This window comes from Burkholderia metallica, from assembly GCF_902832845.1.
Classification (GTDB): domain Bacteria; phylum Pseudomonadota; class Gammaproteobacteria; order Burkholderiales; family Burkholderiaceae; genus Burkholderia; species Burkholderia metallica.
On record NZ_CADFDB010000011.1, the window covers coordinates 77,610 to 90,851 of the forward strand.

15 protein-coding genes are annotated in these 13,242 nt (G+C 65.8%); 6 read left to right on the forward strand and 9 right to left on the reverse strand.

The window, feature by feature from the left end; genetic code table 11:
- Nucleotides 1-29: 29 nt before the first annotated feature.
- The 5 genes from HWX08_RS26990 to flhD all read right to left on the reverse strand — a co-directional run bounded on the left by HWX08_RS26990 (nucleotide 30) and on the right by flhD (nucleotide 3,472).
- Entirely contained in the window at nucleotides 30-407 is a 378-nt protein-coding gene (locus HWX08_RS26990; protein ID WP_069255466.1) for a response regulator, read from the reverse strand.
- A gap of 24 nt (nucleotides 408-431) precedes the next feature.
- A complete protein-coding gene (gene motB, locus HWX08_RS26995; protein WP_069255465.1) occupies nucleotides 432-1,451 on the reverse strand; it encodes a flagellar motor protein MotB in 1,020 nt (339 codons plus the stop codon).
- Between the two features lie 13 nt (nucleotides 1,452-1,464).
- Entirely contained in the window at nucleotides 1,465-2,325 is an 861-nt protein-coding gene (gene motA / locus HWX08_RS27000) for a flagellar motor stator protein MotA (protein WP_069255464.1), read from the reverse strand.
- 180 nt (nucleotides 2,326-2,505) lie between these two features.
- On the reverse strand, nucleotides 2,506-3,060 hold the full coding sequence (flhC, locus tag HWX08_RS27005; RefSeq protein ID WP_069255463.1) for a flagellar transcriptional regulator FlhC: 555 nt from the start codon (nucleotides 3,058-3,060) through the stop codon (nucleotides 2,506-2,508).
- 91 nt (nucleotides 3,061-3,151) lie between these two features.
- A complete protein-coding gene (gene flhD / locus HWX08_RS27010; RefSeq protein ID WP_011350590.1) occupies nucleotides 3,152-3,472 on the reverse strand; it encodes a flagellar transcriptional regulator FlhD in 321 nt (106 codons plus the stop codon).
- Nucleotides 3,473-4,141: 669 nt separating this feature from the next.
- Between flhD and HWX08_RS27015 the strand changes: the two genes are divergently transcribed.
- Entirely contained in the window at nucleotides 4,142-5,206 is a 1,065-nt protein-coding gene (locus HWX08_RS27015; RefSeq protein ID WP_069255462.1) for a glycosyltransferase family 4 protein, read from the forward strand.
- A gap of 105 nt (nucleotides 5,207-5,311) precedes the next feature.
- Here the strand turns inward: HWX08_RS27015 and HWX08_RS27020 are convergent, their stop codons facing one another.
- Nucleotides 5,312-5,608, reverse strand: a complete 297-nt coding sequence (locus HWX08_RS27020) for an H-NS histone family protein (RefSeq protein ID WP_021162849.1) — start codon at nucleotides 5,606-5,608, stop codon at nucleotides 5,312-5,314.
- A gap of 299 nt (nucleotides 5,609-5,907) precedes the next feature.
- Here HWX08_RS27020 and aqpZ point away from each other — a divergent pair, with 299 nt between their 5' ends.
- On the forward strand, nucleotides 5,908-6,651 hold the full coding sequence (gene aqpZ, locus HWX08_RS27025) for an aquaporin Z (protein WP_069255461.1): 744 nt from the start codon (nucleotides 5,908-5,910) through the stop codon (nucleotides 6,649-6,651).
- 130 nt (nucleotides 6,652-6,781) lie between these two features.
- Here the strand turns inward: aqpZ and HWX08_RS27030 are convergent, their stop codons facing one another.
- Nucleotides 6,782-7,606, reverse strand: a complete 825-nt coding sequence (locus tag HWX08_RS27030) for a Cof-type HAD-IIB family hydrolase (RefSeq protein ID WP_107313625.1) — start codon at nucleotides 7,604-7,606, stop codon at nucleotides 6,782-6,784.
- Nucleotides 7,607-7,758: 152 nt separating this feature from the next.
- On the reverse strand, nucleotides 7,759-8,640 hold the full coding sequence (locus tag HWX08_RS27035) for a glucosamine kinase nucleotide-binding domain-containing protein (RefSeq protein ID WP_175807101.1): 882 nt from the start codon (nucleotides 8,638-8,640) through the stop codon (nucleotides 7,759-7,761).
- Nucleotides 8,641-8,782: 142 nt separating this feature from the next.
- Between HWX08_RS27035 and HWX08_RS27040 the strand changes: the two genes are divergently transcribed.
- Nucleotides 8,783-9,385, forward strand: a complete 603-nt coding sequence (locus HWX08_RS27040) for a DNA-3-methyladenine glycosylase I (protein ID WP_174922181.1) — start codon at nucleotides 8,783-8,785, stop codon at nucleotides 9,383-9,385.
- 121 nt (nucleotides 9,386-9,506) lie between these two features.
- On the opposite strand, the gene rpsU is transcribed toward HWX08_RS27040, so the two are convergent.
- Complete coding sequence (gene rpsU, locus HWX08_RS27045; protein WP_006401410.1) at nucleotides 9,507-9,719, reverse strand: 30S ribosomal protein S21; 213 nt, start codon at nucleotides 9,717-9,719, stop codon at nucleotides 9,507-9,509.
- Between the two features lie 543 nt (nucleotides 9,720-10,262).
- Here rpsU and HWX08_RS27050 point away from each other — a divergent pair.
- The 3 genes from HWX08_RS27050 (at nucleotide 10,263) to HWX08_RS27060 (ending at nucleotide 13,018) form a co-directional block, all read left to right on the forward strand.
- Nucleotides 10,263-11,081, forward strand: a complete 819-nt coding sequence (locus tag HWX08_RS27050) for a flagellin domain-containing protein (protein ID WP_174922211.1) — start codon at nucleotides 10,263-10,265, stop codon at nucleotides 11,079-11,081.
- Nucleotides 11,082-11,274: 193 nt separating this feature from the next.
- A complete protein-coding gene (gene fliD, locus HWX08_RS27055) occupies nucleotides 11,275-12,693 on the forward strand; it encodes a flagellar filament capping protein FliD (protein ID WP_174922182.1) in 1,419 nt (472 codons plus the stop codon).
- Between the two features lie 28 nt (nucleotides 12,694-12,721).
- Nucleotides 12,722-13,018, forward strand: a complete 297-nt coding sequence (locus tag HWX08_RS27060) for a flagellar protein FliT (RefSeq protein ID WP_011350579.1) — start codon at nucleotides 12,722-12,724, stop codon at nucleotides 13,016-13,018.
- Nucleotides 13,019-13,242 lie beyond the last annotated feature (224 nt).

Below are 13,242 nucleotides of genomic sequence, written 5' to 3' on the forward strand. Positions count from 1 at the left end.
GGTCCCGGGTTGAATGCGTCGCGTGAATGTCAGGAAGCGGCCGGTTCGGACAGCGTCGCGACCAGGTCGATCAGCACGGCGGGGTCGATCGGCTTCTCGATCCAGCCGGTCGCGCCCGCATCGCGTGCGGCGTCCTTGAACGCGTCGCTGCCTTCCGTCGTCAGCACGAGGATCGGCGTTTCCGTATAGGCGGTCAGCTTGCGCAGCGCGGCGATCACTTCGAGCCCGCTCTTGCGCGGCATGTTCTGGTCGGTCAGCACCAGGTCGTACGGCACGGTGGCCGCCAGGTCGAAGCCGGCCTCGCCGTCCGGCGCCACCGTCACGTCGTAGCCGGCCTGCGCCAGCGTCGCCTGGAGCAGCGCACGCATGGTCGCGGAGTCGTCGATGGCGAGAATGGTTCGGATCATGTCTGTCTCGGAATCGTGTAAGCGTTATGGTTTCGGCACGGCGAGCGCGGACGCCGCGAGCGCCGGGCGCGCGGCCGGCGCCGCGCCGCCGAGCTGCTGCGCGAGCGCGTGCGAGCCGGCCGCATCGGCCGACAGCGTCGTGGTCGTCGCATCGTCGCGCATCAGCGCCTCTTCGGATTTGCGGTTCAGCACGATCACGCTGATCCGGCGGTTTTCCGGATCGAGCGGGTCGGCCTTGTTCAGGTTCTGCGTCGACGCGAGGCCGAGCACGCGCAGCACTTTCGCCTCGTCCATGCCGCCGGCGATCAGCTCGCGGCGCGACGCGTTCGCGCGGTCGGCCGACAGCTCCCAGTTGCTGTAGCCGCGCTCGCCGCCCGCGTACGGCACGGCGTCGGTGTGGCCCTGCACGATGATCCGGTTCGGCACGTCGTTCAGCGTCTTGCCGATCTCGCGCAGGATGTCGCGCATGTATGGCTCGACGTTATCGCTCGACATCGCGAACATCGGCCGCTTCTGCGTATCGACGATCTCGATGCGCAGCCCCATCAGCGTCGAATCGATGCGGATCTGCTGCTTGAACTGGCGCAGCGTCGGATTGGCCTCGATCGCGGCCATCAGCTTGATCTGCAGGTCGTGCAGGCGCGCCTGCTCGAGCCGGTCCTGCGCGCCCTGCGCCTGCGACCGGGATTGCTCGTCGCCCAGCTTCGCGAAGCGTTCGGCGAGCTGCGTCGTGCCGTCGGTGCGGCGCAGCGTGCCGGCGTCGACGCTCGACAGGTCGCGGCCGCCGCCGTTGATGATGCTGGAATCCTGCGAGCTGCGATCGCCGCTGCCGAACAGCGCGGCCTTCAGCGGCGTGTTGAAGTATTCGGCGATCCCCTTCAGCTGCACCGGCGTGACCGAGCTCAGCAGCCACATCAGCAGGAAGAACGCCATCATCGCGGTCATGAAGTCCGCGTACGCGAGCTTCCAGGCGCCGCCGTGGTGGCCCTTCTTCGCCGGGGCCACCCGCTTGACGACGATTGCGCGATCCTTGCTCTTGCTCATCGGGCGCTCCGCGTCACTTCGCCTTCACGCGGCGCACGTGCTCTTCGAGCTCCGAGAACGACGGACGCTCGGTCGAGAACAGCACCTTGCGGCCGAACTCGACCGCAATCGCCGGCGCATAGCCGTTCAGCGTCGCGAGGATCGTCACCTTGATGCACTGGAACATCTTGGTCGACTCGGCGACGCGCTGCTCCGCGAGGCTCGCGAGCGGCCCGATCAGCCCGTACGACAGCAGGATCCCGAGGAACGTGCCGACCAGCGCCTGCGCGATCATCGCGCCGAGCACCGCGGGCGGCTTGTCGGCCGACGCCATCGTATGCACGACGCCCATCACGGCCGCGACGATGCCGAACGCCGGCATCGCGTCGCCGACGCGCATCAGCGCGTGCGCCGGGCCTTCGCCTTCCGCGTGGTGCGTCTCGATCTCCTCGTCCATCAGGCTCTCGATCTCGAACGCGTTCATGTTGCCGCCCACCATCAGGCGCAGGTAGTCGGTCAGGAACTCGACGATGTGACGATCGGCGAGGATCTTCGGGTATTGCGTGAAGATCGGGCTCTTTTCCGGATCGTCGATGTCGGCCTCGAGCGTGAGCGTGCCTTCCTTGCGTGCCTTCGCGAGCAGCACGTAGAGCAGCGCCATCAGCTCCATGTAGACGTCTTTCGTGTATTTCGAGCCCTTGAAGAGCGTCGGCAGCACGCGCAGCGTGGCCTTGATGGTCTTGCCGCCGTTGCCGAGGATGAACGCGCCGACGCCCGCGCCCGCGATCATCAGGATCTCGACGGGCTGGATCAATGCGCCCAGATGCCCGCCTGCCAGCGCATAACCGCCGAAGACGGACAACAGCGTCACGAGTGTTCCCACGATAATCAGCACTGCCTGTCCCTCACGAATGACCGGCGGGGAGACCGCCGTTAAACAGGTTTACGGCAGTCGGCAGGAAAACTTTCGCGGCCGCCCGGCGGCGGCCCGACGGTGTTTACCAGCAATTCGCGGACGCTTCGCAGGCGATTCGCGCCGCCCGTTGCGGCCCGAGCGCCCCGCCCGGCCCGGCGCTCAGGCCGCGGCGGCGGCCATCTCGGCGCGTGCGGCGGCGGCCTTGCGGGTCTTGCCCGCGCGCGACGGCGGCTGGCAGAGGCCGCAGACGAAACCTTGATGCGGATCATGCGCATGCGCGACGAAATGGCCGCCGCAGCGCGTGCACGGGGTCATCTGCAGCATCCCCGAATCGAAGAAGCGCACGAGCGTCCATGCGCGCGTGAGGCTCAGCACGGCTTCGTCGCCGGACAGGTTCACGTGCTCCTGATAGAGCCGGTACGCCTTCACGATCGACTGGATCGGCTCGCAGCGGCCGTGGTCCTGCATGAACCGGTAGATGTTGTAGAACAGCGACGAGTGGATGTTCGGCTGCCACGTCATGAACCAGTCGGTCGAGAACGGCAGCATCCCCTTCGGCGGCGACACGCCCTTCAGTTCCTTGTACAGCTTGATCAGACGGTCCCGCGACAGGCTCGTCTCCGCTTCCAGCAGTTGCAGCCGGGCGCCCAGTTCGATCAGTTCGATGGCGAGGGTGATTTCCTTCACCTCGATCACGACGCTTTTGCTTGCCATGGTGATAACCGTCCGCTTGACGTTATTCGATGGATGGCCAATACGCTGCCCGCCGGCGCGGCGCGCCGGGACATACGCAAGGCGGGATGGATCAGCGGACGCCTTCGACCTGCTGCCCGGCCATCAGGATGGCCGAGTGGGCGTGCGCGACGACGTCGCTGCGGCCCTTGTCGGCGAGCGACGACAGCAGCGCGTGATCATCGAAGCGGAAGCGGCACAGCATCTGGTTCGACGCGGCGAGCTTCACGGTCTGGGCGAGCGTGAGGTTCGCGAGCACGTCGGCGAGTTCCTGGGAAATGCCCATGCGGAACATGCCCATCGCTTTATCTTCCCGCAGCAGGCGTTGCGCGAGGAGGAGGTACGACAGATTGACCTCTTTGATCTCACTGAGCATTTCGCTGGTAGCGCTCATGATTCCCCCGTTAAAGAGCTTTGCTTTGGCCATTTCGTGTTATGAAAACGTTTGCTCGATCAGAGCGCTCTTGGCGCGCAGTCGGCTCGTTTATAGTCTTACAGGCCGAATTTTGGCCAAACGGCATTTATGTCGGTATCAGCGAAGTGGCGTATGCCATGCAGGATTTGTCTGTAAACCGTGTAGGAATTTTTCCGACAAGGCGAATTGAAAGGCGCAATCGGGAAAACGGGCGGCAGCGCAAATTGGGCTGCGATGGGAGGCCGACGGCCGCCGCATGGCGCGGAAGGCTTGCCGGCAGGGCTGCCGGCAATCGGATCGGTAAAAATTATAGTGCTTTTTCACGCCAGTGCAACAATAGATGCATCTATCTCCATTCCTGATTCCGTGCCCTTTTTATCGGGGTTTTCGCGTATTTCAGCGTGTAACAAGCCTTAAGTGTTTGAAAAAACACTCGAACCCCTCGGAGCGATATCGATAATGGACTCCAATGGGCTGCGGCGCGAGCCGTGCCGGCCCGCCCCGCAGCTTGCCGTCCGGCGCCCCGCACACCCCGCCCAGGGCACGGCCACGTACCGCCAACCGCGTGCGTCGGCAAGTTCCGCAACCCTCGTACGGGGTCCGTACCGGCGCCGAAGCGCCCACGCGGATCGACACAGGAGAACATCCATGCGAATTGCCCAGATCGCGCCGCTTTACGAAGCCGTTCCGCCGAAACTCTACGGCGGCACCGAGCGCGTCGTGTCCTACCTCACCGAGGCGCTCGTCGAACTCGGCCATGACGTGACGCTGTTCGCCAGCGGCGACTCCGTCACGTCGGCCCGCCTCGAACCGGCCTGGCCGCGCGCGCTGCGACTCGATCCGTCGATCCGCGATTCGATGGCACCCCATATGCGCCTGATCGAACAGGTCGCGCGGGTCGCGCACGAATTCGACGTGCTGCACTTTCACCTCGACTACCTGCCGTTCGCGCTGATGTCGCGCCTCGACACGCCGTACGTGACGACGCTGCACGGCCGTCTCGACCTGCCGGAACTGCAGCCGGTGTTCGACGCGTTCCCCGATTCGCCGGTCGTGTCGATCTCGAACAACCAGCGCAAGCCGCTGCCGCAGGCCGCGTGGGCCGGCACCGTATATCACGGGCTGCCGGACACGCTGCTCACGCCGCAGCCGGGCGTGAAGCCCGAATACCTCGCGTTCCTCGGCCGGATCTGTCCGGAAAAGCGCGTCGACACCGCGATCCGGATCGCCGCGCAAAGCGGGCTGCCGCTGAAGATCGCCGCGAAGGTCGACAAGGCCGACGCCGACTATTTCAAGGAAGTGATCGAGCCGCTGCTCGACCAGGCGCACGTCGAATTCATCGGCGAGATCAACGAGGCGCAGAAGCCGGCGTTCCTGTCCGGCGCGAAGGCGCTACTGTTCCCGATCGACTGGCCGGAGCCGTTCGGCCTGGTGATGATCGAGGCGATGGCCTGCGGCACGCCGGTCGTCGCGTTCAACCGCGGCTCGGTGCCGGAAGTGATCGAGGACGGCGTAACGGGCTTCATCGTCGAGGACGTACAAGGCGCGGTCGGCGCGCTGCACCGGATCGACAGCCTGTCGCGCACCGCCATTCGCGAACGTTTCGACACGCGTTTCAGCTCGAAGGCGATGGCGCAGCGTTATGTCGAAACTTACGAATCGCTTTGCACGGGCACCCGTCACCCGGCATTGCGCCGCGTCGCCGGCGCCTGACACGGAAATCCGCGAGGAAATATTCCGTAATCCAATCCGCGCCGAAATCGGCGCGCCAAACAAAAGAGCCGCATCTCGATGCGGCTTTTTTGTTTGGACTTTCGGTCATTCGATCAGGAAACGATCGCGGTTTTTACCGACGATCCAATTCGGCGGCTTGCCGCGCCCGCTCCACGTCGCGCCCGACTTCGGATCGCGGTATTTCGGGGGCAGCGGCGCCTTTTTCGGCGGACGCCCGCGCTTCGCTCGCTCCGCGAAGCCCAGATCCTGGGCGGTCAGCCCGTATTCGGCAATCTTTTGCTGGACTTCGGCAATCACCGCCGCCACTTCCTGGCGGCGCACATCGTCCGCCTGCGCCTGCAGATCCGCGATCTGCGCCTTGAGTTTCGCGTATTGAGACATTTTTCGACTCCCTTTTCGATGATGCGGCCCCGGCGAATCCGGCCGGGACACCAACATCCGTTACGCCATCCGCACTGCCGCCCTACCCCTTCGAAATTAATGCTGCCATCTTTAACCGATTCGGCTATATCGAGAATGCGGACTTATTCTAATAAAGGCATTCGTCAGCCATTCAAATTTAACAATCGTTGACCCTCCAACGCCCGATTCATTTCCTATAATCCAGACCAATTCCGGATGACGGTTTAAATCTGTCGAGTCGTCCGGTTGTAGTCAATCCACTTGAACGAGGTCCTTACATGAATCTTTCTCAGCGTCTCGCTGCAGAGGTATTCGGCACGTTCTGGCTGGTGCTCGGCGGGTGCGGAAGCGCCGTGCTGGCCGCCGCCTTTCCGGGCCTCGGCATCGGCTTTGCCGGCGTCGCACTTGCCTTCGGCCTGACCGTGCTGACGATGGCATTCGCAATCGGCCATATTTCGGGCTGCCACCTGAACCCGGCGGTGAGCGTCGGCCTGACGGTCGCCGGCCGCTTCCCGGCGCGCGATCTCGTGCCGTACATCGTCGCGCAGGTTGTCGGCGCGACGCTCGGCGCGTTCGTGCTGTACCTGATCGCGACCGGCAAGCCGGGCTTCGACGTGGTCGGCAGCGGCTTTGCGACGAACGGCTTCGGCGAGCGCTCGCCCGGCCACTACTCGCTCACCGCGTCGTTCATCTGCGAAGTCGTGATGACGGGCTTCTTCCTGTTCGTGATCCTCGGCGCGACCGACAAGCGCGGCGTGCCGGCCGGCTTCGCGCCGATCGCGATCGGGCTGTGCCTGACGCTGATTCACCTGATCTCGATCCCGGTCACCAACACGTCGGTGAACCCGGCGCGCTCGACCGGCCCGGCGCTGTTCGTGGGCGGGGACGCGATCGGCCAGCTGTGGCTGTTCTGGGTCGCACCGCTGATCGGTGCGGCGCTCGCAGGGATCATCTACCCGCTGGTCGCCGGGCGTGACGACGCCGTCGACCTGCTGCCGGCATCCGCTCGCACAAGCGAATAAAACACTACGGGGTCAAGCGAGCAGAGCAGCGAGCCTCACGCTGTCGAAGAACATCGAGGCAGGCAATTTCGACGGGCGCCCCTGGCGCCCGTTTTTCATTTCCGCGCGGCGATACCGCCCGGAAACACGCTCAGGAGGCGGGGACGTCGCTTTCCAGCGAGAACAGCGTGCGCAGGTGGCGGGCGACGCCCGCGTCGAAGTTGTTGCCGATGCGCGGGATGTGCGGCAGGCGCGCGATCAGGTCGGGATTCGCGTTGTTCATCATGAACGCGTGACCGGCGGTTTCGAGCAGGTCGATGTCGTTCATGTTGTCGCCGAACGCGATGCAGTGGCCGGTGTCGACGCCGAGCCGCGCGAGCACCGAGCGCAGCGCGCGGCCCTTCGACACGTTCGCGGTCATCACTTCGAGGCAGTCGGGCAGCGAGTACGTGACGTACAGCGCATCGCCGTAGCGCACGCGCATCTGTTCGGCGACGACTGCCAGATCGGCCGGCTCGCCGATGTACAGCACCTTCGCGATATCCGCGCCGTCGTGCGCGACCATGTCGATCACGTCGTAGCGAAAGCCCGAATCCTGGTGGAATTCGAGCAGGTGCGGCGCATCGCGGTCGATCAGCCAGCCCTGGTCGGTGAACAGGTTGACGATCACGCGGCCGTGCGCGCCGACGACGTCCGGCTGCACGAGGCCGCGGACGATCGCCGGATCGATGTCCTGCGCGTGGATCGTCGTGTCGTCCGGCGCGTGTACGCGCGCCCCGTTCGACGTGATCAGGTACGGCCGGATGCCCAGCACGTCGCGAATGCCGGCGACGTCCGCATAATGGCGCCCGGTGGCGATCACGAACTGCAGGCCGTCGCGATCGAGCCGGCGGACGGTGTCGATCGTATACGGATCGAGCTGGTGGTCGCTGTTCAGCAGGGTGCCGTCGAGATCGGTGGCGATGACTTTGTACATGGGGCGGAAGAATGGCGCTCAGGGCTCTGCGGAACGGCCATTTTAACGTCGCGCCCGGTTGGCCGCCGGACGGTTCGACGCGAGCCGCCGCCGCCGACCCGACTTCGACGTGCGCTCGACCACCGCTTGCCGGTGTTCGCCGTCACACGCGCTCAGCCGCCTTCCGCCGCCCGCAGCGCCTGCAGCGCGAGCCGCAGCGCGCCATGCGCCGAATCGTCGAGCGGCGCGCGCAGCCGCGCGGCGTGGCGCGCCGGCACGGCGGGCGCGAGCGCGTCGGCCAGCCCGCCGCACAGCGCGACCGGCAGCGCCTGCTGCGGATCGAGCGCGTCGATCATCTTGCCGATCTCGTCGCCCGCCTGCGCGATCAGCGCGAGCGCGACCGGATGCGAACGGTGCGCGAACACGATAGGCGCGAGCCGCGCGTAGATCGTCTGATTCGCATCGCACGACCACTGGACGAGCGCGTCGCGATCCTGCGCGCCCGTTTCCGCGAGCAGCGCGTCGGCGAACGCGTCGCGCGGCACGCGGCCGTCGAGCGCCTGCTGCGCATATGCGAGCGCGCGCACGCCGAGCCATGCGCCGCTCGCCTCGTCGCCGGACGGAAAGCCGAAACCGCCCGCGATCCGGCACACGCCGCCCGCATCGAGCGCCGCCGCGATGCTGCCGGTGCCGAGCGCGACGATCAGCCCCGGCGCGCCGCCGTGCGCGCCGACGACGGTCGTATATGCGTCGCTCTCGACCGCGAGCGCGCCGAGCGGCGCTTGCGCGCGAAATGCGGCGAGCCACGCCGCGTTGTTGACGCCCGCGAGCCCGCAGCCGAGTGCGCACTGCGACCAGTCGAACGCGAAGCCGGCCTGCGTGAACGCGCTCGCGCAGGCCGCGCCGATCGACGCCCATGCCTGCTCGATGCCGAGCCCGAGCCCCGACGGGCCGCCGCGCCCCTGCGCGAGCTCGCGCCCGTGCCGATCGGCCAGCACCGCGCGTGTGCCGGTGCCGCCGCCGTCGATGCCGATCGCAAAAAGTAATGCCGCCATGCCTTCATCCCGCTGATTCGAACAGGCGCCAAGCTTAACCGGATCGGCGCCGCGCGCCCATCTACCGTTCGGCCGGCTGTTCCGCGAAAACGGCTTCCGCTATGCTGGCGCGATCGAATCGATACGGAAAGCGAGGCAGACGATGTCGCAGCGGTGCAACTGGGTGAAGACGGAAGCGGATGCTCACTATCACGATACCGAGTGGGGCGTGCCGTCGCACGACGATCGCCACCTGTTCGAAATGCTGATCCTGGAAGGCGCGCAGGCCGGGCTGTCGTGGTCGACGATCCTGAACAAGCGTGCGGGCTACCGCGAAGCCTTCGCCGATTTCGACGTCGATGCGGTCGCGCGCTTCACGCCGACGCGCATCGAGAAGCTGCTGGAGAATCCCGACATCGTGCGCAACCGGGCGAAGGTCGAATCGGCGGTCACCAATGCGCGGGCCGTGCAGCGCATCCGCGACGAGCATGGGTCGCTCGCCGCGTTCATGTGGTCGTTCGTGGGCAACACGCCGGTCCAGAACGCGTGGCAGTCGTATCGCGACGCCCCCGCGTCGACCGAACAGTCCGACGCGCTCAGCAAGGCGCTGAAGGCGTACGGCTGCAAGTTCGTCGGTTCGACGATCTGCTATGCGCTGATGCAGGCCACCGGGATGGTCAACGATCACGAGGTCGGCTGCCCGTGCCACGCGCAATGCAAGGCGCTCGCCGGCAAGCAGCCGGCTCGCCGGCGCAACGCGGGCTGACGGCGCGCCAGCGCGCCGCAACCGCGGCGGCCCCGGGGTTTTCCCGGGCCCAAAAGCAAAACGGCGAAGCGGCTTCTTTCGAAGCACGCTCCGCCGTTTCGCGGCGAACCGTCAGACGCTCTTAGTGGAGCTTCTTCGGCAGCATCTGGCTGCGCAGACGCTTGTGCAGGCGCTTGACGGCTGCTGCCTTCTTGCGCTTGCGGACTGCGGTCGGCTTTTCGTAGGACTGGCGTTCGCGCAGTTCAGCGATCAGGCCATTTTTTTCGATAGCACGGCGAAAGCGGCGAATCGCCACTTCGAACGGCTCGTTTTCTTTCAGAAGAATCGTCGTCATGTCGTTCCTAAATTGCTTAAACGGTCAAAAACGTAGCGGCCAAGCGCCACGCACCGGCCAACCGAGCGTCCCCACGAACAGGCGAAACGAGCGGAAATACGGCCTCGGAGGCCGGAAAAGAGAGGCGGAAAGCACCGCGAGTACGCTTCACAACCGCGTGCAGCGCCGCGTTTGACTGCCAGCAGACATGCCGAAAACGGCAGAGGCGTGACAGAAATCTCAATTCAGCCCGCCATCATAGCAGGGAATCACAGATAAAACTACCCTTTTGCGTCCCCCGGTTCGTCGCGCCGCGTGACGCGGCCGATCGCCCCGTCGAACGGGGCCGGGTGCCGCGCCTGCCCGCGGCCCGGCCGGCCAAGCCGGGCGTGCCTTTCGGCCGACAACCACCCTTCCGTCCCGAATTTACCCAAACATCCCTCTAAAGTTTTCGCCGGGTGTCGCCGTCAACCAGGAAAGGCGGGCAGCGCCAGTCGCGATAAAGCGCAACGCCGAAATCAGAACCTGTCTGTATCCCAGGCATTTTCCAAAACGAGGAAGCAAATGCTGAACATCAACACCAACATCCTTTCGCTGACGACGCAGACGAATCTGTCGGGCTCGCAAAGCGCACTGTCGCAAGCAATCAACCGCCTGTCGTCGGGCAAGCGCATCAACACCGCTGCTGACGATGCAGCAGGCCTCGCGATCTCGACGTCGCAAACGGCGGCAATCAATGCGCTGACGCAAGGTGTTGCAAACGCGAACAACGGCATCTCGATGATCCAGACCGCCAACGGCGCGCTGCAATCGACGGTCGACAACCTGCAGCGTATCCGTACGCTGGCGCAACAAGCGGGCGACGGCTCGCTGGATTCGAGCGCTCGCGCGAACCTGCAAGCTGAAGTGACGACGCGTCTCGGCGAAATCGACCGTGTCGCATCGCAAACGACGTTCAACAGCCAGACCATCCTGGGCGGCGCCGGCAGCGTCACGTTCCAGATCGGCGCAGCAGCGAACCAGGTCGTTACCGTCGACTTCGGCACGGCGACCTGGAGCAGCACGGGCATGAGCGTGAACTCACTGAGCGTCGCCACCCAGTCGGGCGCGCAATCGGCGATCACGGCGATCGACGCGGCACTGAAGCAAGTCAACACGTTCCAGGCAACGCTGGGCGCAGCACAGAACACGTTCCAGGCTGCGATCTCGACGACGCAAACCCAGGCAACCAACATGACCGCCGCTCGCTCGCAGATCACCGACGCGGACTTCGCGACGGAAACGGCGAACCTGAGCAAGGCGCAAGTGCTGCAACAAGCTGGTATCTCGGTTCTGGCGCAAGCGAACTCGCTGCCGCAGCAAGTCCTGAAGCTCCTCGGCTAATCGAGCAGCACCCGCGGCGGGCCACGCGCCCGCCCGCCTCCGGGCCCGGCGGCGTCACCATGCGACGCATCGCGACGCCGCCGAACCCGCCCGGATCAGAATTCTCCAGGGAGGCACGCCTCCCTCTTTGCATTGAACCGCGGCGCCCCGCCGCATCGCGCACGTTGATTGCGCGGACGACCGGAGCAACGGCATGGCCACCACGACCCCCGTCAGCAGCACAGACATCAGCACCCTCCTGTCGCAGGCCGGACAGTCGATCATCAGCGGCGCGACCAATTCGTCGCTCGACGTCAATACGCTCGTCACGACGCTGGTGAACGCGAAGACGGCCGGGCAATTGCAGACCCTGCAGACCCGCCAGACGAACGACAATACGCAGCTGTCCGCGATCGGCCAGTTGAAGGGTGCGCTGTCCGCGCTGCAGACCGCGCTCACCGGCCTCTCGAACGGCACCACGCTCGGCAGCCTGGCCGCGACGGCGAGCGGCAGCGGCATCGCGACGACGGTCACGAGCGGCAGCGGCGCGGTGGCCGGTTCGTATTCGGTCAATGTCACGCAACTCGCGACCGCCAACAAGCTGTCGTCGGCCGGCGTGACGTCGGCGGACACGATCTCGGCCGGCTCGCTGAGCATCACCTTCGGCAGCAACCCCGCGTTCAACGTCAGCGTGGCGGCCGGCGCGTCGCTGTCCGACATCGCGTCGTCGATCAATTCGGCATCCGGCAATGCCGGCGTCACCGCATCGGTCATCACCGGTTCGGACGGCCAGCATCTCGTGATGCAGTCGAACGCCACCGGCGCGGCCAACACGATTTCGATCACGGGTACGGGCGTCAATTCGAAACTGACGTCGGGGTACACGACGGTCACGCCGGCCGCCGACGCGAAGCTGACGATCGACGGCACGCCGGTGTCGAGCGCGTCGAACAACGTGTCGGGCGCGCTGACGGGCGTCACGCTGGCGCTGTCGCAGGCCGCCGTCGGCACGACGCAAACCGTCACGCTGTCGCAGGACACGGCCGCGGCGACGACCGCGATCAACAATTTCGCGACCGCATACAGCAACTTCGTGAGCACGGCGAAATCGCTGTCGTCCTACGACCCGACGGCGAAGACCGCCGGCCCGCTGCTCGGCGACGCGATGCTGAACACCATCAGGAACACGCTCGCGACGACGCTCAGCAGCGGCGTCACGACGGGCGGCACGACCTATGCGCTCGGCAGCATCGGCATCAACGTGGACTCGACCGGCGCGATGTCGGTCGACACCGCCGCGCTGACCACCGCGCTCAAGTCGAACGGTTCCGCGGTGGCGGCGATCTTCAACCAGACGAACGGCATCGCCCAGGCGCTCAATGCGAACATCAACTCGTACACGCAGACGTCCGGCCTGATCGACCAGCGCAACACCGCGATCAATGCCGATCTGACGAGCGTGCAGAATCAGGCCACGCAACTGCAGACCTACTCGAACCAGCTGACCACGCAATACACCGCGCAGTTCACCGCGCTGAACACGCTGATGGCGCAGATGGCGAACAACACCCGCTACCTGACCCAGCTGTTCGGCGGCCAGAACAGCGCGGGCGCGATGGCCACCAACAAGTAAGTCGCAACCGCACCGAACGGACCTGACCATGACGAACGACACCCTGTCCCGCGCCTTCGACCTGACCCGCGCGATGCAGTCGGCAGCCGACGCACGCGACTGGGTGCGCGTCGCGGCCCTCGTCGACGAACGCTCGCCGCTGCTGATGAACCTGTCCGGCGAGCAGACGCCAGACGCGCTGGACCAGGTGCGGCAGATCATGGCGATCGACGCGTCGATCACGGAGCATGCGCAGACCGACCGTGACCGCCTGGCTGCGGAATTTGCGCAGTCCCAGGAGCGGATCAAGGCCGCGAGCCAGTACCAGAAGGCCGGCATGCTGTGACCGGCCGGGCGTCTCGCCCGCCGCGCATTTCGAATTAAAAGACGCCGCCAGTCGAGCGGTCCGTTGTCGCCGTACCGTCGAGCCGCTTCCATGCGGCTTTTTTTTCGCCTGCAGGCGGGAGCGCGAGCCGGATCGCGCCGGCTACGCCCGCGTCGCCCGCTCGACGGCCGCCCCGATCATCTCGGGCGGCCGGCCCGACGATGCCCGAGCGCGGCTTCCAGCCG